Origin of the sequence: Parabacteroides sp. B2-S-102 (genome assembly GCF_023656665.1) — a bacterium.
Lineage (GTDB): Bacteria > Bacteroidota > Bacteroidia > Bacteroidales > Tannerellaceae > Parabacteroides > Parabacteroides distasonis.
On sequence record NZ_JAMOKM010000012.1, the window covers coordinates 86,118 to 101,199 of the forward strand.

Here is a 15,082-nt window from a genome sequence, read left to right on the forward strand (position 1 = left end):
GTTCGTGCCACGCCGGTATAGGCGAGGGCACACGCCAGTATAGGTGTTGGCTTACGCTGGTATAGATACAGGCCTATGCCTATACTGCTGAGGGGCGTTGCGTATATACGTGTGTATTTTTGCCTGTTTTGTTGCTAATTGGAATATATTGCATGTGTTTTGGAACATTTATATAAATGATCCTGTTGTACTTTTGCGGAGTTTAATGAGGTGTCAGATCTGATGGGGAAGAGAATTGTTTTTATATGGCTTTTATTGGCGTTCGCTTGGGTAGCGAAGAGCCAGAACTACATGATAAAAGGAATCGTGACTGATTCCATTACGGGAGAACCTTTGCCTTATGTGGCTGTGATTTTGAAGGGAACTACGATAGGTGCTACGACAGATCTGGATGGGGCTTTTACGCTTTCCTCTTCATCTAAGGTACGTACTTTACAGGTCTCTTATTTGGGTTATACGGAGAAAGAATTGAAATTCGTTCCGGGTAAAGCGGAACATTTGAAGATTCAGCTAGCTCCGACAAGTATTAATTTGTCGGAGGTGATCATCAAGCCGGGAAAGGAAAGATATCGGAAGAAGGATAATCCTGCGGTTACCTTTATCAAAAACGCTATCGCACGTCGGGAGAGCAACGATCCTCGTAATCATGATTATTTTCGGTATGATCAATACGAGAAGATGGTCTTCGCTATGAACGATTACCAACCGAAACCGAAAAAGGATGGAAAGGCGGGAAAGTTTGACTTCTTGACTGAGTTTATCGATACGTTGGAGGTGGGAAAGACGATCTTGCCGGTATCCGAACGTGAGAAAATCCAGACCGTTTATTATCGTAAAGACCCGAAGACGGAAAAGAGGGTCGTTCAGGCTACGAAAGCGGCTGGTGTGGATGAGGTCTTCTCACGAGACGGTATGCAACAGTTCTTGAATGAGGTATTCCGGGAAGTGAATATCTTCCAGAATGATATTCCTTTGTTCTTGAACCGTTTCGTAAGCCCTATGTCTACGATGGGACCTAACTTCTATAAATATTATTTGCTAGACACGGTGGAGGTCGCCGGACAGAAGTGTGTGGATTTGGGTTTCGCTCCGTTTACTCCGGAGACGTTCGGCTTTACGGGACATCTTTTTATCACGTTGGATTCTACTTATTTCGTGCAGAAGGTTAAGTTGAATGTCCCGAAGAAGATCAACTTGAATTTTGTCGGTGGAATGACGATCGAGCAGACTTTCGACCGTGCCCCGGATGGGACTCGTATCATTACGAAAGATGATATCAACGTGGACTTCAAATTGACGGAGAAATCGAAAGGAATGTATGCCCGCCGTTTGAATATCTATTCGAATCAAGCGTTTGAGGGACCCGATGATCCTAAAGTATTCGAGGAGAGCGCACCTATTATTATACCGATGGAAGCTTATCGCCGTTCGGCGGATTTCTGGGAGGAGAATCGTCCTACTGAGGCGGGAACTCGCAAGCAGAATAACGTGGAGTTGCTAATGGCGAAACTTCGTTCCGTTCCTATTTTCTATGTGACGGAGAAGGTTGTTTCGATCCTTACCTCCGGTTATATCGCGACGAATAAGATTCCGGCGAAGAGCAAGTTCGAGTTTGGCCCGATGAACACCTATATCAGTGGTAACGCGATTGAGGGGGCCCGCTTCCGTGTCGGTGGAACCACGACAACGGCGTTCAGTAAACGTCTTTTCTTGGATGGTTATTTGGCTTATGGATCGAAAGACCGCAAGTTGAAATATGATGGTATCGTAGAATATTCTTTTATCGATAAGAAGGATTATCGGAAAGAATTTCCCGTGCATTCTATTCGCTTCGAGTACCTATATGATATCAACCAGTTAGGTCAGCAGTATATGTATACCAACAAGGATAATATGTTCTTAGCCTTGAAGCGGCAGAAGGATACACGTGCCACCTATTTAAGGAATATGGAACTGACCTATTACCGTGAACATTATAACGGCTGGGCTTATGGGGCGGTACTTCGGAATTTTAAGGAATACTCAACCGGTTACGCCGCGTTCGACCGTATCGGTCCGGATGGCCAGATCACGGCTACCGATTCCTACCGGATGTCGGAAGTGGAGTTTAAGTTCCGTTTTGCCCCGAATGAGAAATTCTACCAGACTCGTAATTACCGTTATCCGATTACGCTTGACGCACCGGTATTCACCTTGAACCATACGATGGCTTTCCAAGATGTATTAGGTAGTTCGTATGATTATCAGAAGACGGAGATCGGTATCCAGAAACGCTTCTGGTTCTCTGCTTTCGGTTATGTGGATATTCTCGCTAAAGCAGGTAAAGTTTGGACAAAAGCCCCTTATCCTTTGTTGATCTTGCCAAACGCAAACTTGTCGTATTTGGTGCAACCGGAATCTTATACGAATATGAATGCGATGGAGTTCATCAACGATGAGTACGCTTCGTGGGATATTACTTATTTCATGAACGGAGCCTTGTTGAACCGTATCCCGCTTATCAAGAAGTTAAAATGGAGAGAGGTCTTTTCTTTCCGGGGTATGTTCGGACACTTGACGGATAAGAATAATCCGTATATCAGTGAGCAGAATGAGGGCTTGTTCTTATTCCCGCAGGGCTCTTACCTGATGGACCCGTCTACTCCTTATATGGAGGCGGGTGTCGGTATCGAGAATATCTTTAAGTTCTTGCGTTTGGATTATGTATGGCGTCTGACCTATAAGGATCATCCGGGCATCCAGACAAAGGGTATACGTTTTATGATGAAGCTATCCTTCTAGGGCAAGTATTATTTCCAGTCGCTGAACTCAAAACTTAATTGTTCCCAACGGTCTTTCGTATGAGGCTCCTCTTTTACGGGATTAGATACGGATAGGCCGATCAGTCGGATGGGATGCTCGGTATATTCCACTTCTTTCAGTAATTCCTTGGCCAAGGGAAGGATCTTATCTAAGGTTGTTAACTCTTCCGGACGGCTGAGGCTTCTCGTGATTTGGTTGAAATCATGGAACTTGACCTTTAAGGTCAGTGTGTTTCCCTTGAATCCGGAACGTTCCAGCCTGCCGATAAGTTCGGTCGCTACGTGATAAAGCTCGATGATAACAGAGGATTTGCGGGAGATATCTTTTTCTAGCGTATGCTCGCAACCTACCGACTTCCGGATTCGTACCGCTTCTACGGGACGGTTGTCTATACCTCTGGCAAACTCATAATAAAGTATTCCCGCCTTTCCGAACTGGCGGGTAAGCATCTCCCCCGAACATTCCCGTAATTGCAGCCCGTTGTGGATACCGAGTGTATGCATTTTCCGGGCTGTTACGGGGCCTACTCCCCAAAAGGACTCAATGGGAAGACGGGCTATGAAATCGAGGGCTTGGCTTGGGTGAATGGTACATAATCCATTGGGTTTTCGATAATCCGAGGCTATTTTCGCTAGAAATTTGTTGTAGGAGACTCCCGCTGACGCTATCAGGTTCAAGTTTTCCCAGATCCGTTTCTTGATCTCCTTGGCGATATCTACAGCGAGAGAGATGCCTTGTTTATTATCCGTGACATCCAAGAAGGCTTCATCCAAGGAAAGGGGTTCTATGATATCCGTATAATCGTGGAAGATCTCGTGGATCTGGCGTGAGACGGATTTATATACATCCATCCTTCCGTGTACGAATATCAGGTCCGGGCATAAACGTTTGGCTTTTTGAGACGCCATGGCGGAACGTACCCCATATTTCCGGGCCTCGTAGCTAGCGGCGGCTACTACGCCTCTCTGCTCCGCATGCCCGACCGCTAGGGGTTTTCCTCGCAACTCCGGATTGTCTCGTTGTTCCACCGAGGCATAAAAGGCATCCATATCGATATGTATGATCTTTCTCAAGATAGCTCTTTTATTACTGATATTCGCGATAAGCCCCTTCGTCGGTTTATGAAGCCGATAACCGCATTATAAGATCTCTACGGAGTTAATGACGATATTCTCGGTCGGACGATCTTGCTTGTTGGTCTTGGAGGACTGTATGGCGTCTACGACATCCATGCCTTCTACCACTTCGCCGTAAACCGTGTATTGATTGTCGAGGAACGGTACGCCACCTACATTCTTGTAAGCCTCACGGAGTTCCGGGTTTAACTTTACCTCGTCTTTCCGCTTCTCGGCCTCCAGCTCGGTCTTGCCGATCAAGGTATCACGAAGGATCGCCAGTTCTTCCTTGTTACCACTGCGATAGAATTCCATGATCTTAGGCTTGTTCTCGTTTTGCAGGCGGGCGAATATCTCTTGTTTCAGACGGCCTTCCAGTTGCTTTTCCATCTGGTTCAACTCTTGTTCCGAATACTTTTTCCCCGTTACGATATAGAATTGGGAGGCGGAAGAGGCCTTTTCCGGGTTCACTTCGTCTCCGGTACGTGCGGCGCAAAGGGCTCCTTTCTTATGGAAATATTTCGGGTAACGGAATTCGGCGGGAACGGTATAGCCCAGATCACCCGCTCCCAGTTGCTTGTTCATTGGGGCATCCTTGGAAGTTACGTCACCTCCTTGTATCATGAAATCCTTGATCACACGGTGGAACAGCAAGCCGTTATATTGCCCTTCTTTTACCAACTTGATAAAGTTATCACGATGTAATGGCGTGTCGTTATATAATTTCAGCTTTATATCTCCTTTGTTGGTGTGCATAAGCACCCTTGTCTCAGTTGCTTGATTTTCCATTTTACTTATTTTTCTATGAGTTTCATTGACTTGATCTTTATGTTCTTCGTGGGCCTGTCTTCGGCGTTCGTCTCGACGAACTGTATCTTATCCACGACTTTCATACCCTGTATAACCTCTCCGAACACCGTATAGTTGCCGTCCAGATGAGGCGTTCCGCCTTCCAGCATATAGGCTTCTTTTTGCTCCGGCGTAAACTCGATGCCTTTCTCCTTGGTCATCTTATCTAGCTCCATCTCCGTAAAGAACTTTCCGGTCACGATATAGAATTGAGTCGCTGATGAGGCCTTCTCGGGATTCTCCTCATCCGGGGTACGTGCGGCACAGAGCATTCCCCGCTTATGGAAATATTTCGGATACACGAACTCGGCGGGGATGGTGTAATCTAGATCTCCGTCGCCCAGATGTGCGTCCAAGGGAGCGTCTTTCGAGTTGATATCGCCTCCTTGTATCATGAATTGCTTGATAACCCGATGGAACAATAATCCATCGTAACGGTGTTCTTTTACGTTCTTGATAAAATTATCCCTGTGCAACGGCGTGTCGTTGAACAGTTTCACCTTAATCTTACCCATATCCGTATCAATCAGCACCAATGTCTCAGTCTCTTGCGCATGCAGCGGGCATAGCGAAAGCATAAATACCGAAACAAACAACATCGTAAGAATCCGTCTCATATTTATTTCTATTAGTTTTAGATGGACAAAAATAAGAATAAATATCGATATCTATGATCAAAGGAATAGGTCTAAACATGATTTCTTTGGTAGGAAACCGTAATAGCGTTACAAACATCTGTAATATATGCACATCGTTTTATGTTGAATCTAGGTAATTTTGTCATAGAAATTTAAAACTCTAAATTCAATATACTATGAGAGCAAGTATCTTAGCTATTTTAATTTTAGGGGGGATTGTCTTAAACATAAAGGCTCAGTTTTCTTATAATGAAAAGGGTCAAGCCATCCCTCCTGCATCACAACCTTTCGGCAAAGAGGCTTTTGAGTCAACCGGGCATACGGTTATACGCTGGTTGGGGAACGCTGGCTTTCTGATTAATAGCCGTGGTACGTGTTTGATGGTCGATCCAATGTTGAAGGGATTTGATATGCCTTTGTTAATAAATATGCCGATCGCCCCTAAAGATGTTCCCCATTTGGATGCGGTATTGATCACTCATTGCGACAATGATCATTACAGTGTTCCTACTTGTACGGAAATGTCTTCTGTATGCCGGGAATATCATTCTACATTCTACATGGATTCTTTGATGAAATCTAAGTGATTGATTTTATCTTTTTGAAAATCAAAAAGTAAGGGCTAATTTCAAAGGTAACAGGTAACACATTAGTAGCAAAAGTCTTGCTGCATATTGCGTTTCTCTGCATAATTTCAAATATCTCTATCACAAAGATAGTCAATATTTTCGGGTGCAACAAATCAATCGAAAACTTTTAATTAAGGGCCGGCATTATTTGCTGGTCCTTTTTTTATTGGAAATTCGAAGGCATATCGATACTTTTTAAAATCTAAAGACAACTTCCAATCCTGCCGCATTTTATTCGGGCAAACAAAAAAAATAAAAGAAATAGGTATTGATAATAAGTGTATTACAGATAAAAAATAGGGCTGGCGGTATCCGTCAGCCCTATTTTTACATTTCCTTTTTCCCAAACTTTGCGGCAGAAAGAAGGATAAATGACGAACGAAAAAGAACAAAAGATGGAAGCAGGAAATGAAGACATCGAAATGCTGAAAGCATTAATCCAGAAGAGCTTCTCCGAGCAGCGGGAGCTCATCACCCGGCTGGAAACGGCACTGGATGCCATGACCAGCTTTAATGGCAAACAGATGCTGGACAGCCGTGACATGCGCCTGCAGCTGAAAGTCTGTGACCGGACCCTCATCCGCTGGCGTAACTCGGGCAAGCTGCCTTATTTCAAGCTGAGCGGCAAGATATACTTCTGGGCTTCCGATGTATACCGGTTCCTCCGTGAGGAATACAGGGACGAAAGTCCGGACATCAGAAATAACAAACCCGTAAAAAAATCATAGAAGATGGAAAATCAAAGTAAAGTCATCATGATCGAGCGCAACAAGTTTGCGTCTCTTGTCAAGGCGCATCGCAAATGCCTGCAGATGCTGAGTATCCTGGCCTATGCCTGCGCGACGAAGGAAGTGCAGCTGACCTTCACATTGGAAGAAATCTGCGAACTGCTGCAGATAAGCCGTGAGGAAGTGGAAAGACAAAGACAGAAAGGCTACATCCGCTTCGTCCACCGGAACGGCATGACAGTCTATGAAATCACCGACATCCTCCGGCTCAAGAACATGCTTGAGATGGGGGGTGTCTACCGGAAGATAGACGAGAAAGCCTTCATTCTGGAAGTGGCGGAGAAAGAAAAAAAAGAAACGGAACCTTCAATCAGATAATAAATATGAGACAGCTGGTACACGCCTCGCTTTTCAGCGGGTTTGGTGCGGCAGATCTTGCCGCCGAATGAATGGGATGGCGCAACGCCTTCCACTGTGAGATAGATGAGTTTTGTAACCGAATTTTAAATTACTGGTTCAGCCATGCAAAAAGTTATACGGATATTACAACTACGGATTTTCGGGGATGAAGGGGACGGATCGACATCCTCACGGGAGGTTTTCCATGCCAGCCCTTTTCCGTTGCCGGCCGGCGAAAGGGTGCGGAAGACAGCCGTTACCTCTGGCCTCACATGCTCCGTGCCATTCACGAGATCCGGCCCGGTTGGATTGTTGGTGAGAACGTTGGTGGCATCCTCCAGGTGGTACAGCCCGGCAAGGCGGCTCACGTGGGATGTCAGCCCTCTCTGTTCGGAGAGGATCAGCCTGTATACCGTAAGCGGGAGGAATACGTCGTCGAGACCATCTGCCGTGATCTTGAGCGTGAAGGATATACCGTCCAGCCGCTGCTTATTCCGGCTTGTGCCGTCGGTGCCCCGCACAGAAGGGACCGTGTCTGGTTTGTTGCCCACGCCGATAGCCTCGGACTTCAAGGTAAGGGGACCCGGAAGCCAACAGAAGGGCCTGCCGGAGATCATCCGCGAGATGCTGCTGCCCACCCCGACAGCAACGGAGATACACCACTGGCAACGGGTGGAACGTTGGAAACGTCAGGGGCGCACCTCCATGCACGAGACGGAAGACGGGGAGAAGAATCCCAACGGCCTGACGGACTTCCTTGACTTCCACGGGCTGCTCCCGACCTTGGAGCACATTGGGAGGAAGGGGAAGAACCCGCGGCAGGGCGGCCTTCCCGATTCCTTTGCCCAAACTGGGAGGAGTTTCCAACTCAATCCCCTGTTTGTGGCCGAGATGATGGGGTTCCCCACGAGCTGGACGGTATTACCTTTTCTTCCTGGCGGCAGCAGTCCGTCAAGGGATACGGGAACGCCATCGTCCCCCAGGTAATCCATGAGATATTCAAAGCGATAGAATCAACCTATAAACAGTAAACGACATGCGCACGTTAGTCATAACAGAACATCCCGAGTTCGGCAAGGTCCGGACCGTGGAAGCCGGAGGCAGGGTCTGGTTTTGCGCCAGGGACGTGGCCTCGGCATTGGGATACGCCAATCCCAAGGATGCCGTCAACCGGCATTGCAGGCCGAAGGGGGTATGCGTCCACGACCTCCTGACGGCAGGCGGCCGACAGAAAGTGAAGTTCATCGACGAGGGGAACCTGTACCGCCTGATGGCCTGTAGCCGCCTGCCCTCGGCCGAGAGGTTCGAAAGCTGGATCTTCGACGAGCTGGTCCCCCGCACGCTCAAGGAGGGCGGCTACCTGCTGGAAAAAGAGGGGGAAACGGACGCGGAACTGCTCTCGCGGACCCTGCAACTGGCGGAGGCCAAGCTGAGAGAGCGTGACCGGTACATATCCGGACTGGAAAAGGAAAACGCGCTGAACGCCCTTAAATTGAGCCTGCAGGCCCCGAAAGTACGTTATTTCGACGAGGTGCTCCACTCTCCAAGCACTTACACGGTCACGCAGATCGCCAAGGAGTTGGGCATGAGCGGCAGGGAGCTGAACCGGAGGCTGAAGGCTCTCGGTATCCAGTTCCGCCTTGGCGGAACCTGGCTGCTTACCGCACGTTATCAGAAGGAAGGATACACACGGACCCATACGCACAGCTGGCAGAGCCGCTGCGGGGAAACCGGTACGGCCATGCATACGGTGTGGACCGAGAAGGGCCGTCTGTTCATCCACTGCCTCTTCAGCAGCCTGTCTCTCTTTTAACCTTTCGCCGCTGGCGGCAACAAAAAAAGGGCTGTTCCCCGTTATTTGGGAGAACAGCCCTTGAAATCTCCGTCCCGGACCTGGTTTATTTATCAAGGCATGTCTACCGAATGGCCCGCTCCCCTGATGGAGCTGTAATCCCCCCGGATCACTTTCCGCATTGACTTCAGGATATACTTGCACGTGCCACGTATATCGGAAAAGCCGAAGCCCAGCCAGCCGTCACTGAAATGCGCTTTTATACATTGGGTATTCCTGATATACCCCATATAATACATCTTGTCACCGCCGACCTCCCTTGCTTCCACTTGCACCTCGTAATATTCGCCTTCGTGCTCCACGCAGGCTTCCCACAGGCAGGTTTCCGTGTCTGCTTCCGGGTAAGACTCCCAACGTCTTACGCTATGCTCCACAATCCTCATGTCCAATTGTTTTTATTTTACAAAGTAAAGCGGCCATCCTGACCTTTCATAATGATACAACTCTCATTATCCATAACTTAACTTTATTTTTCTTTATTCCCGTACTCATCCGGGAACGGGAAGGCTATAGTTTTGGCCCCCTCCGGTTTTCCTTTTCCCTGAGTGTCCGGGTATCCCGCCGCGTCTCCTGCTGCCGTAGCGTGTCGGCAAGTATCCGGATGAAATGCCCGTAATCCTCCACGAGCTGCTGGACGCATTCGAGCCGCAGCGTGTGCGCCATGTTCGCCATCGGGCTTGTACTGCGGGCGGCGATGTCCTGCCTGAGCAACGTGTCCAGGCAGACATTCTGCCTCTTTTTCAGATACTCCAACACTTTTTCCGGACTGCCCGATTCCCTTGCCTTCTTTCTCAAGTCCCTGAAACATTTGTACAGGTAATACTCCTTGTACGCCTCTTCCGCGTGTGACTCGAAAAAGGAGAGGTAATCCTCACCGGCTTTTGCCGCCTTGTTCTGGATCTTTTCGTCCAGGAGTTCCATTTTCTCATTCAGCCGGTCCATAAACCGGACCATGCCTGGGTTCTGTCTTTCCATACCTTATCGTTTTAATCCGTTCGTCCTATGTTTTACGGGTTGTCTGTTTTCCTTTTTCATGTCCTCTTCCGGCTGTCCGAGGGAAAGGATACGCGAGAACTCCATGCAATCTTTCAGCACCTGCCGCGAGCATTCCAGCGACAGCGCGCGGCAGGTGTCCGCCATCGGGTGGGTGCCGCTTCCCGCCGGCGTTCCGCCCGTCAGCCTTTCCCTGTGGTACATGGCGATATCCCCGAAATACCTCTTCAGATCCTCCACGTCATCCGTCCTGCTGACTTTATTACGTAACAGGCGGTAATGCCCGCGCAGTAGCTCCCCCTTGTACAGGTACGCGGCTTTCCACTCAAAGAAACGGCAGTAGTCCGTAGAGGCGGACTCCAACCCCTCGCGCATGACATTCTCGACGGCTGCGATCTTGTTGTCCAGCAATTTCCGTAGTTTGCGGACGCTCCAGTTTTCCTGCCTCATATACGTTACATCTTTAATCCGTCCGGCCTCTTTCTTTCAGGGGCCTTCTTCGTTCTTATCTCCTTCTGGGGAGCCTTCATGGACAGAAGCCGTTCGAAGCCAGCATAATCCTTGACCAGTCCCTGCATACATTCCAGCCGGTAGGTATGTGCCAGATTGAAAATATCGTCCGTGCTACGCCTGCGGATACTCCCGCTGACCAGCTCCTTCAGGCATTCCTCCCGTTTATGCTGTATATATCCATGCACCTCCCCGGGAGCTTCCGCCACCCTGATTACCTGCCGGAGTTCCCCGTATTGCTTTACCATGAAATGGGACTTGAACAGCTCCTCCCCGTTCCACGCAAAATGATAAAGATAATCCCGGTCCAGTTTATCCCGGTTCTCCTTTATATTTTTTTCCTCGTTCCGTATCCGCATGTCCAGATACTCGGCAAGCTGCTCCATGCCGTATTTTTCCTGTTCCGTCATATTCTATAATACTTTTTTTTCCACTGTCACGATCGTATCATTATGCCACCCGCCGTGGGCGACCAATAGAATCTCTATGATTTCAAAACCGTATTTCTTGCCTATTCCACCAGAGTTCCATCCGCAGGTGATTACAATGCCTCCTTTTTTTACAATTCGGCCGATGGCCTCTTTCTGCCTGCTTCAGTATGAAGCCTGGGTGGTTTGCATATTGACCGTGATCCCTAACGCTTTATAACATTCCGCAACTTGCCGTGGAGAATAAGGAGGATCATATAGAACCGTATCCACACTATCCGGTTTAAATAAATTCAGGAAATCCGTGGCATCCATATGAAAATCAGTATCATACTGGGGATCAATATCATTCGTTACGTTCGCAAGCCTGTTCCCGGCCGCAAACGGATCTATGGTATAGCCGTTCGCGTATTTTTGAATGAGTTCCCGAATAGGCTTGATACTGAATGTACGACTGTTGGGCATTTGCCAAACTCTCCTAATCAACATATGGTTCCTTATTTTTAACGATGTCGGTCATATCTTTATCCTCGATGGAGAACGGGATGTCCAGTGTCCGTTCCACGCCGAAGTTGTCCACCGCCACGAAGCGGATCCCGGGATTGTCCCCACCCGTGTTCCGGTAAAAGAGGGTGAATACCTGACGGAGGATGTCCGTCGTGTCCAGCCCCGCGATGCCGGAGAGGTCCGTCAGCTCGCGGTTCACCAGTCTGGTTCCGTCCGCGGCGAACACCTCGCCGTCACCCTCCAGCTGTATGTATCCGACGCGGTAACGGGCCTCGCGGTAATCCCCCTCGCGGTTAAGCGTCAGACGGATCTCCACCGTCTCGTCGGGCGCGATGCCTTCCTGCAGGTACCAGGAAGAGAGCGAGAAGTCGTATGCCTGCCGCACCTCCAGACGGTCGTCGCAGCCGGCAAGGGTGCACGCCAGCAGGGCCAGCGCGCATCCCATGATGAATGTTCCTAATTTCATTGTTTCCAGTTCTTAAAAGATTAATCGATGATATATTTCAGCCCGACGGCCACTACCGTATGGAAGTGCCCTACGGACGAGCCGAAGAAGACACGCTGCCGGACATTGAAAAGAAAAGCCCAGCGGTCCGTAAGGTACGCCTCCATCTCGAATGCCGGGGCGAAACCGTAGATGAAGGCACCCTTGTGCAGCAGGGTCGCCCCGTCATAAAGGAGCCTGCCGTTCCGGTTTACCCTCTCATAACCGGCCAGCGCGGACAGGCCGGCGGACAGGAACACGTTCCTGCCCCTGTCCGAGAGGAACGGGAAGAGACAGCCCGCCTCCGCGGTGAACTGCTCCTTGGGAACCGCTATTTTCTTATAGGCGTAATGCTTCTTCACATAATCCGCCCCGAATACCCAGCGCGAGCGGTTGCGGTTGTAACGGCTCAGGGCCATCCCGATTTGGAAATTCCCCCTCAGGTGCCTTACGTTCCTTCCGAAGTCATCCACGCCGCCCAGCCTCAGTTCAAGCCCCGTCTGCCCGGGCAGGTAGCGTTGGGCGGAAACCTTGCCCGCCAAAGAGGACAGGAAGGCGCACATCATTATTATAAACAGATATTTCCTCATAGAATTACTCCTTTATCAGTTCGTCCACCAGTCCGGCGTCCACCAGGTCACTGTTCTCGATATGGAACCGCTGGTGGCGTCCGCCGCCTTTTTCGTAAATCTCCACCTCGATGAGCTTGTCATCGGGGATGACCACCTTGTGGAAAGCATAGACGATGCGTCCTTTCCCCTTGCCCTCTATGCGCCTCAGCTCGTTGAGCGCGCGCACCGGCTCGATGTAGGTCTCCTGCTGTGCCGTTCGCTTGGCCACTTTCTTGTCCACCACCTTGAAGCGCACGAAGTCAATGTCGAAGGGCACATGCGAGGAGTTGGCCAATGAGATGTGGAGGAACAGCAGGTCCTTATGCACATAGATGCCCTTGAGCAGGGCCTGCATCCCGAACTGGTGGCAACCGATATGCTTCACGTCCCTGCGGTCCAGACGGTGTACGGTGTACATCAGGCTGGCGATGACCGAAGGGTCCTCCTCGCCGAGCTCGGTCACACGGACGGCGCTTCCCTCAGTGGAGGATTCTGTCGGAAACCGGCTGTCCATATTGATGTTCAACGCTTCCGGCTCCTCCTCGTAGGAGACGAGGAACGAATAGAACGATCCGTCGCCCGTGATGACCGAGAAGTTCGTCTCGCCGGGGAAATCCCGGACGGCCGCCTTTACGCGCACCACGTTCTCCACGCCGTCCGCCTTGCCCGCGATGATGTCCGTGCTGCCCAGGTCGACATAGCGGACCTCCGAGGGGAAAAGGATATGAACCGTCTTGCTGAAGGGCACGCCGATCCTGTAGGGCGTGATGTGCTGGCCGGCGGTCAGGATCCTGACTCCGCCCTCCGGCTTGCGCTCCTGCGCCCGGCAGGTCATCCCCGCCAGCGCAGCCATGATTAAAAGAATGAATGTTCTCATCTTGAATGATTGCTTAAAAATTACAGTTAAACCTTGTTATTGCTTTTTTGTGACCAGTAACACCTTGTACCCGGCCTTCAGCTTTACCTTGACCGCCTTGACCCGCTGCGAGATGAACCGTGTCCCGCCTTGCAGGACACCCCGCGTGAGGTCCATCGCCACCTGCTGCCCGGCGGAACCGGCGAAGGAGATGCTGCCTCCCATGCTCTGGCTCACGTCCCCCAATACTTCCTTGGCGGCCGTCCGGCTTTCCGATCCCGGCACGAAGATGCCCCGCTGCCCGTCAATGTCATATGTGGCCAGTTCTACCGGGATGATATTCCCGGCATATTCGATGCTGCTTACCAGGATGTCCAGACGTTCCCCCCGGATGTCGGCCGTACCGGTCACCAGGCTGTTGGCCGGCACAGTGACACTTCCGGCCTGCAGGGGCTCGAGCAGGCGCAGCTTCACCCGTCCTCCCTGCTCGAGGGTCTGATTCTCGGAGATGCAGGCCGGGATGGTGTTCATCCCCATCCGGTAGCTGCTGCCCACCGCCGTGTTGAAACCGTAGTTCCTCTCCACGGCCAGTGAGGCGACAAACGCGGAATCCGTCAGCGGCTGCTCCAGGGCGGAGGTCGTTCCGCTCTCCGCCCGGCTGACGGGGACAGGCTCCGGCTTTTCTTCCTCCTTCGCCTCGCCGGGCGAGCCTTCCGGGTTGGGGGTCAGGTACCTGGCGGCCATCCGGTAGGACTGTTCCATCATCCGCTCGCGGGATTCCGCTCGCCGGTTTTCCGCTTCTGCCTCTTCCAGCCGGCGGTTCAGCTCATCCACCTTCTGTTCCAGGCCGCCGGCCGTTTCCTGCGGTGTCTCGTAGAAACTTTCCAGCTGCTCCGTGATCTTCTCGTAAGTGTCCGCCGACTGCCGTATGCTGCCGTTTGGAGCGGTGACGCTGTCCGTTTGCCCCTTACCTTCCAACAACCTTCCGGCAAGGTCGGAGAGCGACTGCATCCGTCTGTCTTTCTCACGCCGGACCTGCTGTCTTTCATAAACGTCCGTTTTATTCCCTTCCAGTTGGACCGCTGCCGGGTCCGGTACGTTCACGTTGAATCCGGAACCGCCCGCCACCGTTTCCCCGTTGTCACCGGAAGGGGCGAATATCCAGTAGAGGACAGCCAGGAATACCAGCACGAAGACCGGTATGACGATGTATTTCCTGCGGCGCAGGATTTCCTCCCCGCTAAGCCGCTTTTCCGGTTTTGTCCCTTTGGAGGGGATATCCCCGGCTTCCGCCGGCCGTGTGCCTTCCGGGGCTTCCCCGGCGGGCACGTGTCCTTCTTCCATGTTACTCTTCCTGTTTTCCATTCTGCTGGGGTTGTTTAATGGTCCGGTAAATACTTGTTACTTGTCCTTTCAGGGGATCGGGCAGCCTGCGCAGGGTATCCGTGAGGCTGCCTTCCCCGAAGGGAAGCTCCATGCGCTCCCTTGCCGGTGTCAGCCGGCCGGCGGCGCGCAGCAGGACGATACCCGATGCGATGCAGGTGAAGGCCAGCATCGCCACGAGGATGCCCCGTCTCTGTTTCTCGGAAAGGCCGTCCAGATATGCCTTCAGCCTTTCCCTTGCCGTTGATTTTATATCCATTTTCCAGATATTATTGAATGATTGATTACTGCGGGACAC

The 15,082-nt window shown here is 50.9% G+C and carries 19 protein-coding genes; 6 read left to right on the forward strand and 13 right to left on the reverse strand.

Features of this window, described 5'->3' with window-relative positions; genetic code table 11:
* Positions 1–222: 222 nt before the first annotated feature.
* The gene (locus NBH07_RS15080; RefSeq protein ID WP_005855793.1) at positions 223–2,781 is read left to right on the forward strand and encodes a DUF5686 and carboxypeptidase-like regulatory domain-containing protein; all 2,559 of its coding nucleotides are present in this window, start codon (positions 223–225) and stop codon (positions 2,779–2,781) included.
* Between the two features lie 8 nt (positions 2,782–2,789).
* Here NBH07_RS15080 and dinB read toward each other — a convergent pair whose 3' ends face one another.
* The 3 genes from dinB to NBH07_RS15095 form a co-directional block, all read right to left on the reverse strand.
* The gene (dinB, locus tag NBH07_RS15085; RefSeq protein ID WP_009017772.1) at positions 2,790–3,875 is read right to left on the reverse strand and encodes a DNA polymerase IV; all 1,086 of its coding nucleotides are present in this window, start codon (positions 3,873–3,875) and stop codon (positions 2,790–2,792) included.
* 66 nt (positions 3,876–3,941) lie between these two features.
* Positions 3,942–4,706 carry a peptidylprolyl isomerase gene (locus NBH07_RS15090; protein ID WP_005855798.1) on the reverse strand — a complete coding sequence of 255 codons (765 nt, stop codon included), beginning with the start codon at positions 4,704–4,706 and terminating at the stop codon, positions 3,942–3,944.
* 5 nt (positions 4,707–4,711) lie between these two features.
* Positions 4,712–5,383, reverse strand: coding sequence for a peptidylprolyl isomerase (locus NBH07_RS15095; RefSeq protein WP_005855801.1), 672 nt, complete (start codon positions 5,381–5,383; stop codon positions 4,712–4,714).
* 197 nt (positions 5,384–5,580) lie between these two features.
* Here NBH07_RS15095 and NBH07_RS15100 point away from each other — a divergent pair, with 197 nt between their 5' ends.
* From NBH07_RS15100 to NBH07_RS15120, 5 genes are all read left to right on the forward strand, one after another.
* Complete coding sequence (locus tag NBH07_RS15100) at positions 5,581–5,991, forward strand: MBL fold metallo-hydrolase (RefSeq protein WP_250833531.1); 411 nt, start codon at positions 5,581–5,583, stop codon at positions 5,989–5,991.
* Positions 5,992–6,428: 437 nt separating this feature from the next.
* Entirely contained in the window at positions 6,429–6,761 is a 333-nt protein-coding gene (locus NBH07_RS15105; RefSeq protein WP_075965337.1) for a helix-turn-helix domain-containing protein, read from the forward strand.
* Positions 6,762–6,764: 3 nt separating this feature from the next.
* Positions 6,765–7,139 (forward strand): helix-turn-helix domain-containing protein, encoded by a 375-nt coding sequence (locus NBH07_RS15110; RefSeq protein ID WP_008766487.1) that lies wholly within the window; start codon positions 6,765–6,767, stop codon positions 7,137–7,139.
* Positions 7,140–7,345: 206 nt separating this feature from the next.
* Complete coding sequence (locus tag NBH07_RS15115; RefSeq protein ID WP_241902980.1) at positions 7,346–7,921, forward strand: DNA cytosine methyltransferase; 576 nt, start codon at positions 7,346–7,348, stop codon at positions 7,919–7,921.
* Between the two features lie 275 nt (positions 7,922–8,196).
* Complete coding sequence (locus NBH07_RS15120) at positions 8,197–8,973, forward strand: phage antirepressor (protein WP_075964266.1); 777 nt, start codon at positions 8,197–8,199, stop codon at positions 8,971–8,973.
* A 92-nt stretch (positions 8,974–9,065) separates the two neighbouring features.
* On the opposite strand, the gene NBH07_RS15125 is transcribed toward NBH07_RS15120, so the two are convergent.
* The 10 genes from NBH07_RS15125 to NBH07_RS15170 all read right to left on the reverse strand — a co-directional run bounded on the left by NBH07_RS15125 (position 9,066) and on the right by NBH07_RS15170 (position 15,082).
* Positions 9,066–9,395, reverse strand: a complete 330-nt coding sequence (locus tag NBH07_RS15125; protein WP_075964267.1) for a hypothetical protein — start codon at positions 9,393–9,395, stop codon at positions 9,066–9,068.
* 124 nt (positions 9,396–9,519) lie between these two features.
* A complete protein-coding gene (locus NBH07_RS15130; RefSeq protein WP_075964273.1) occupies positions 9,520–9,987 on the reverse strand; it encodes a hypothetical protein in 468 nt (155 codons plus the stop codon).
* Positions 9,988–9,990: 3 nt separating this feature from the next.
* Positions 9,991–10,368 (reverse strand): hypothetical protein, encoded by a 378-nt coding sequence (locus tag NBH07_RS15135; protein WP_250833532.1) that lies wholly within the window; start codon positions 10,366–10,368, stop codon positions 9,991–9,993.
* A 92-nt stretch (positions 10,369–10,460) separates the two neighbouring features.
* On the reverse strand, positions 10,461–10,925 hold the full coding sequence (locus tag NBH07_RS15140) for a hypothetical protein (RefSeq protein WP_075964275.1): 465 nt from the start codon (positions 10,923–10,925) through the stop codon (positions 10,461–10,463).
* A 183-nt stretch (positions 10,926–11,108) separates the two neighbouring features.
* Entirely contained in the window at positions 11,109–11,432 is a 324-nt protein-coding gene (locus NBH07_RS15145; RefSeq protein ID WP_199676325.1) for a hypothetical protein, read from the reverse strand.
* Positions 11,422–11,916 carry a TraQ conjugal transfer family protein gene (locus NBH07_RS15150; RefSeq protein ID WP_075964276.1) on the reverse strand — a complete coding sequence of 165 codons (495 nt, stop codon included), beginning with the start codon at positions 11,914–11,916 and terminating at the stop codon, positions 11,422–11,424. Before NBH07_RS15150 ends, NBH07_RS15145 begins: the two co-directional genes overlap by 11 nt.
* Before the next feature lie 20 nt (positions 11,917–11,936).
* Complete coding sequence (locus NBH07_RS15155) at positions 11,937–12,524, reverse strand: conjugal transfer protein TraO (protein ID WP_075964277.1); 588 nt, start codon at positions 12,522–12,524, stop codon at positions 11,937–11,939.
* A gap of 4 nt (positions 12,525–12,528) precedes the next feature.
* The gene (traN, locus tag NBH07_RS15160; protein WP_075964278.1) at positions 12,529–13,422 is read right to left on the reverse strand and encodes a conjugative transposon protein TraN; all 894 of its coding nucleotides are present in this window, start codon (positions 13,420–13,422) and stop codon (positions 12,529–12,531) included.
* Positions 13,423–13,458: 36 nt separating this feature from the next.
* Complete coding sequence (gene traM, locus NBH07_RS15165; protein ID WP_244155014.1) at positions 13,459–14,766, reverse strand: conjugative transposon protein TraM; 1,308 nt, start codon at positions 14,764–14,766, stop codon at positions 13,459–13,461.
* Positions 14,747–15,082 carry a hypothetical protein gene (locus NBH07_RS15170; RefSeq protein ID WP_244155015.1) on the reverse strand — a complete coding sequence of 112 codons (336 nt, stop codon included), beginning with the start codon at positions 15,080–15,082 and terminating at the stop codon, positions 14,747–14,749. The genes traM and NBH07_RS15170 overlap by 20 nt, the downstream gene beginning before the upstream one ends.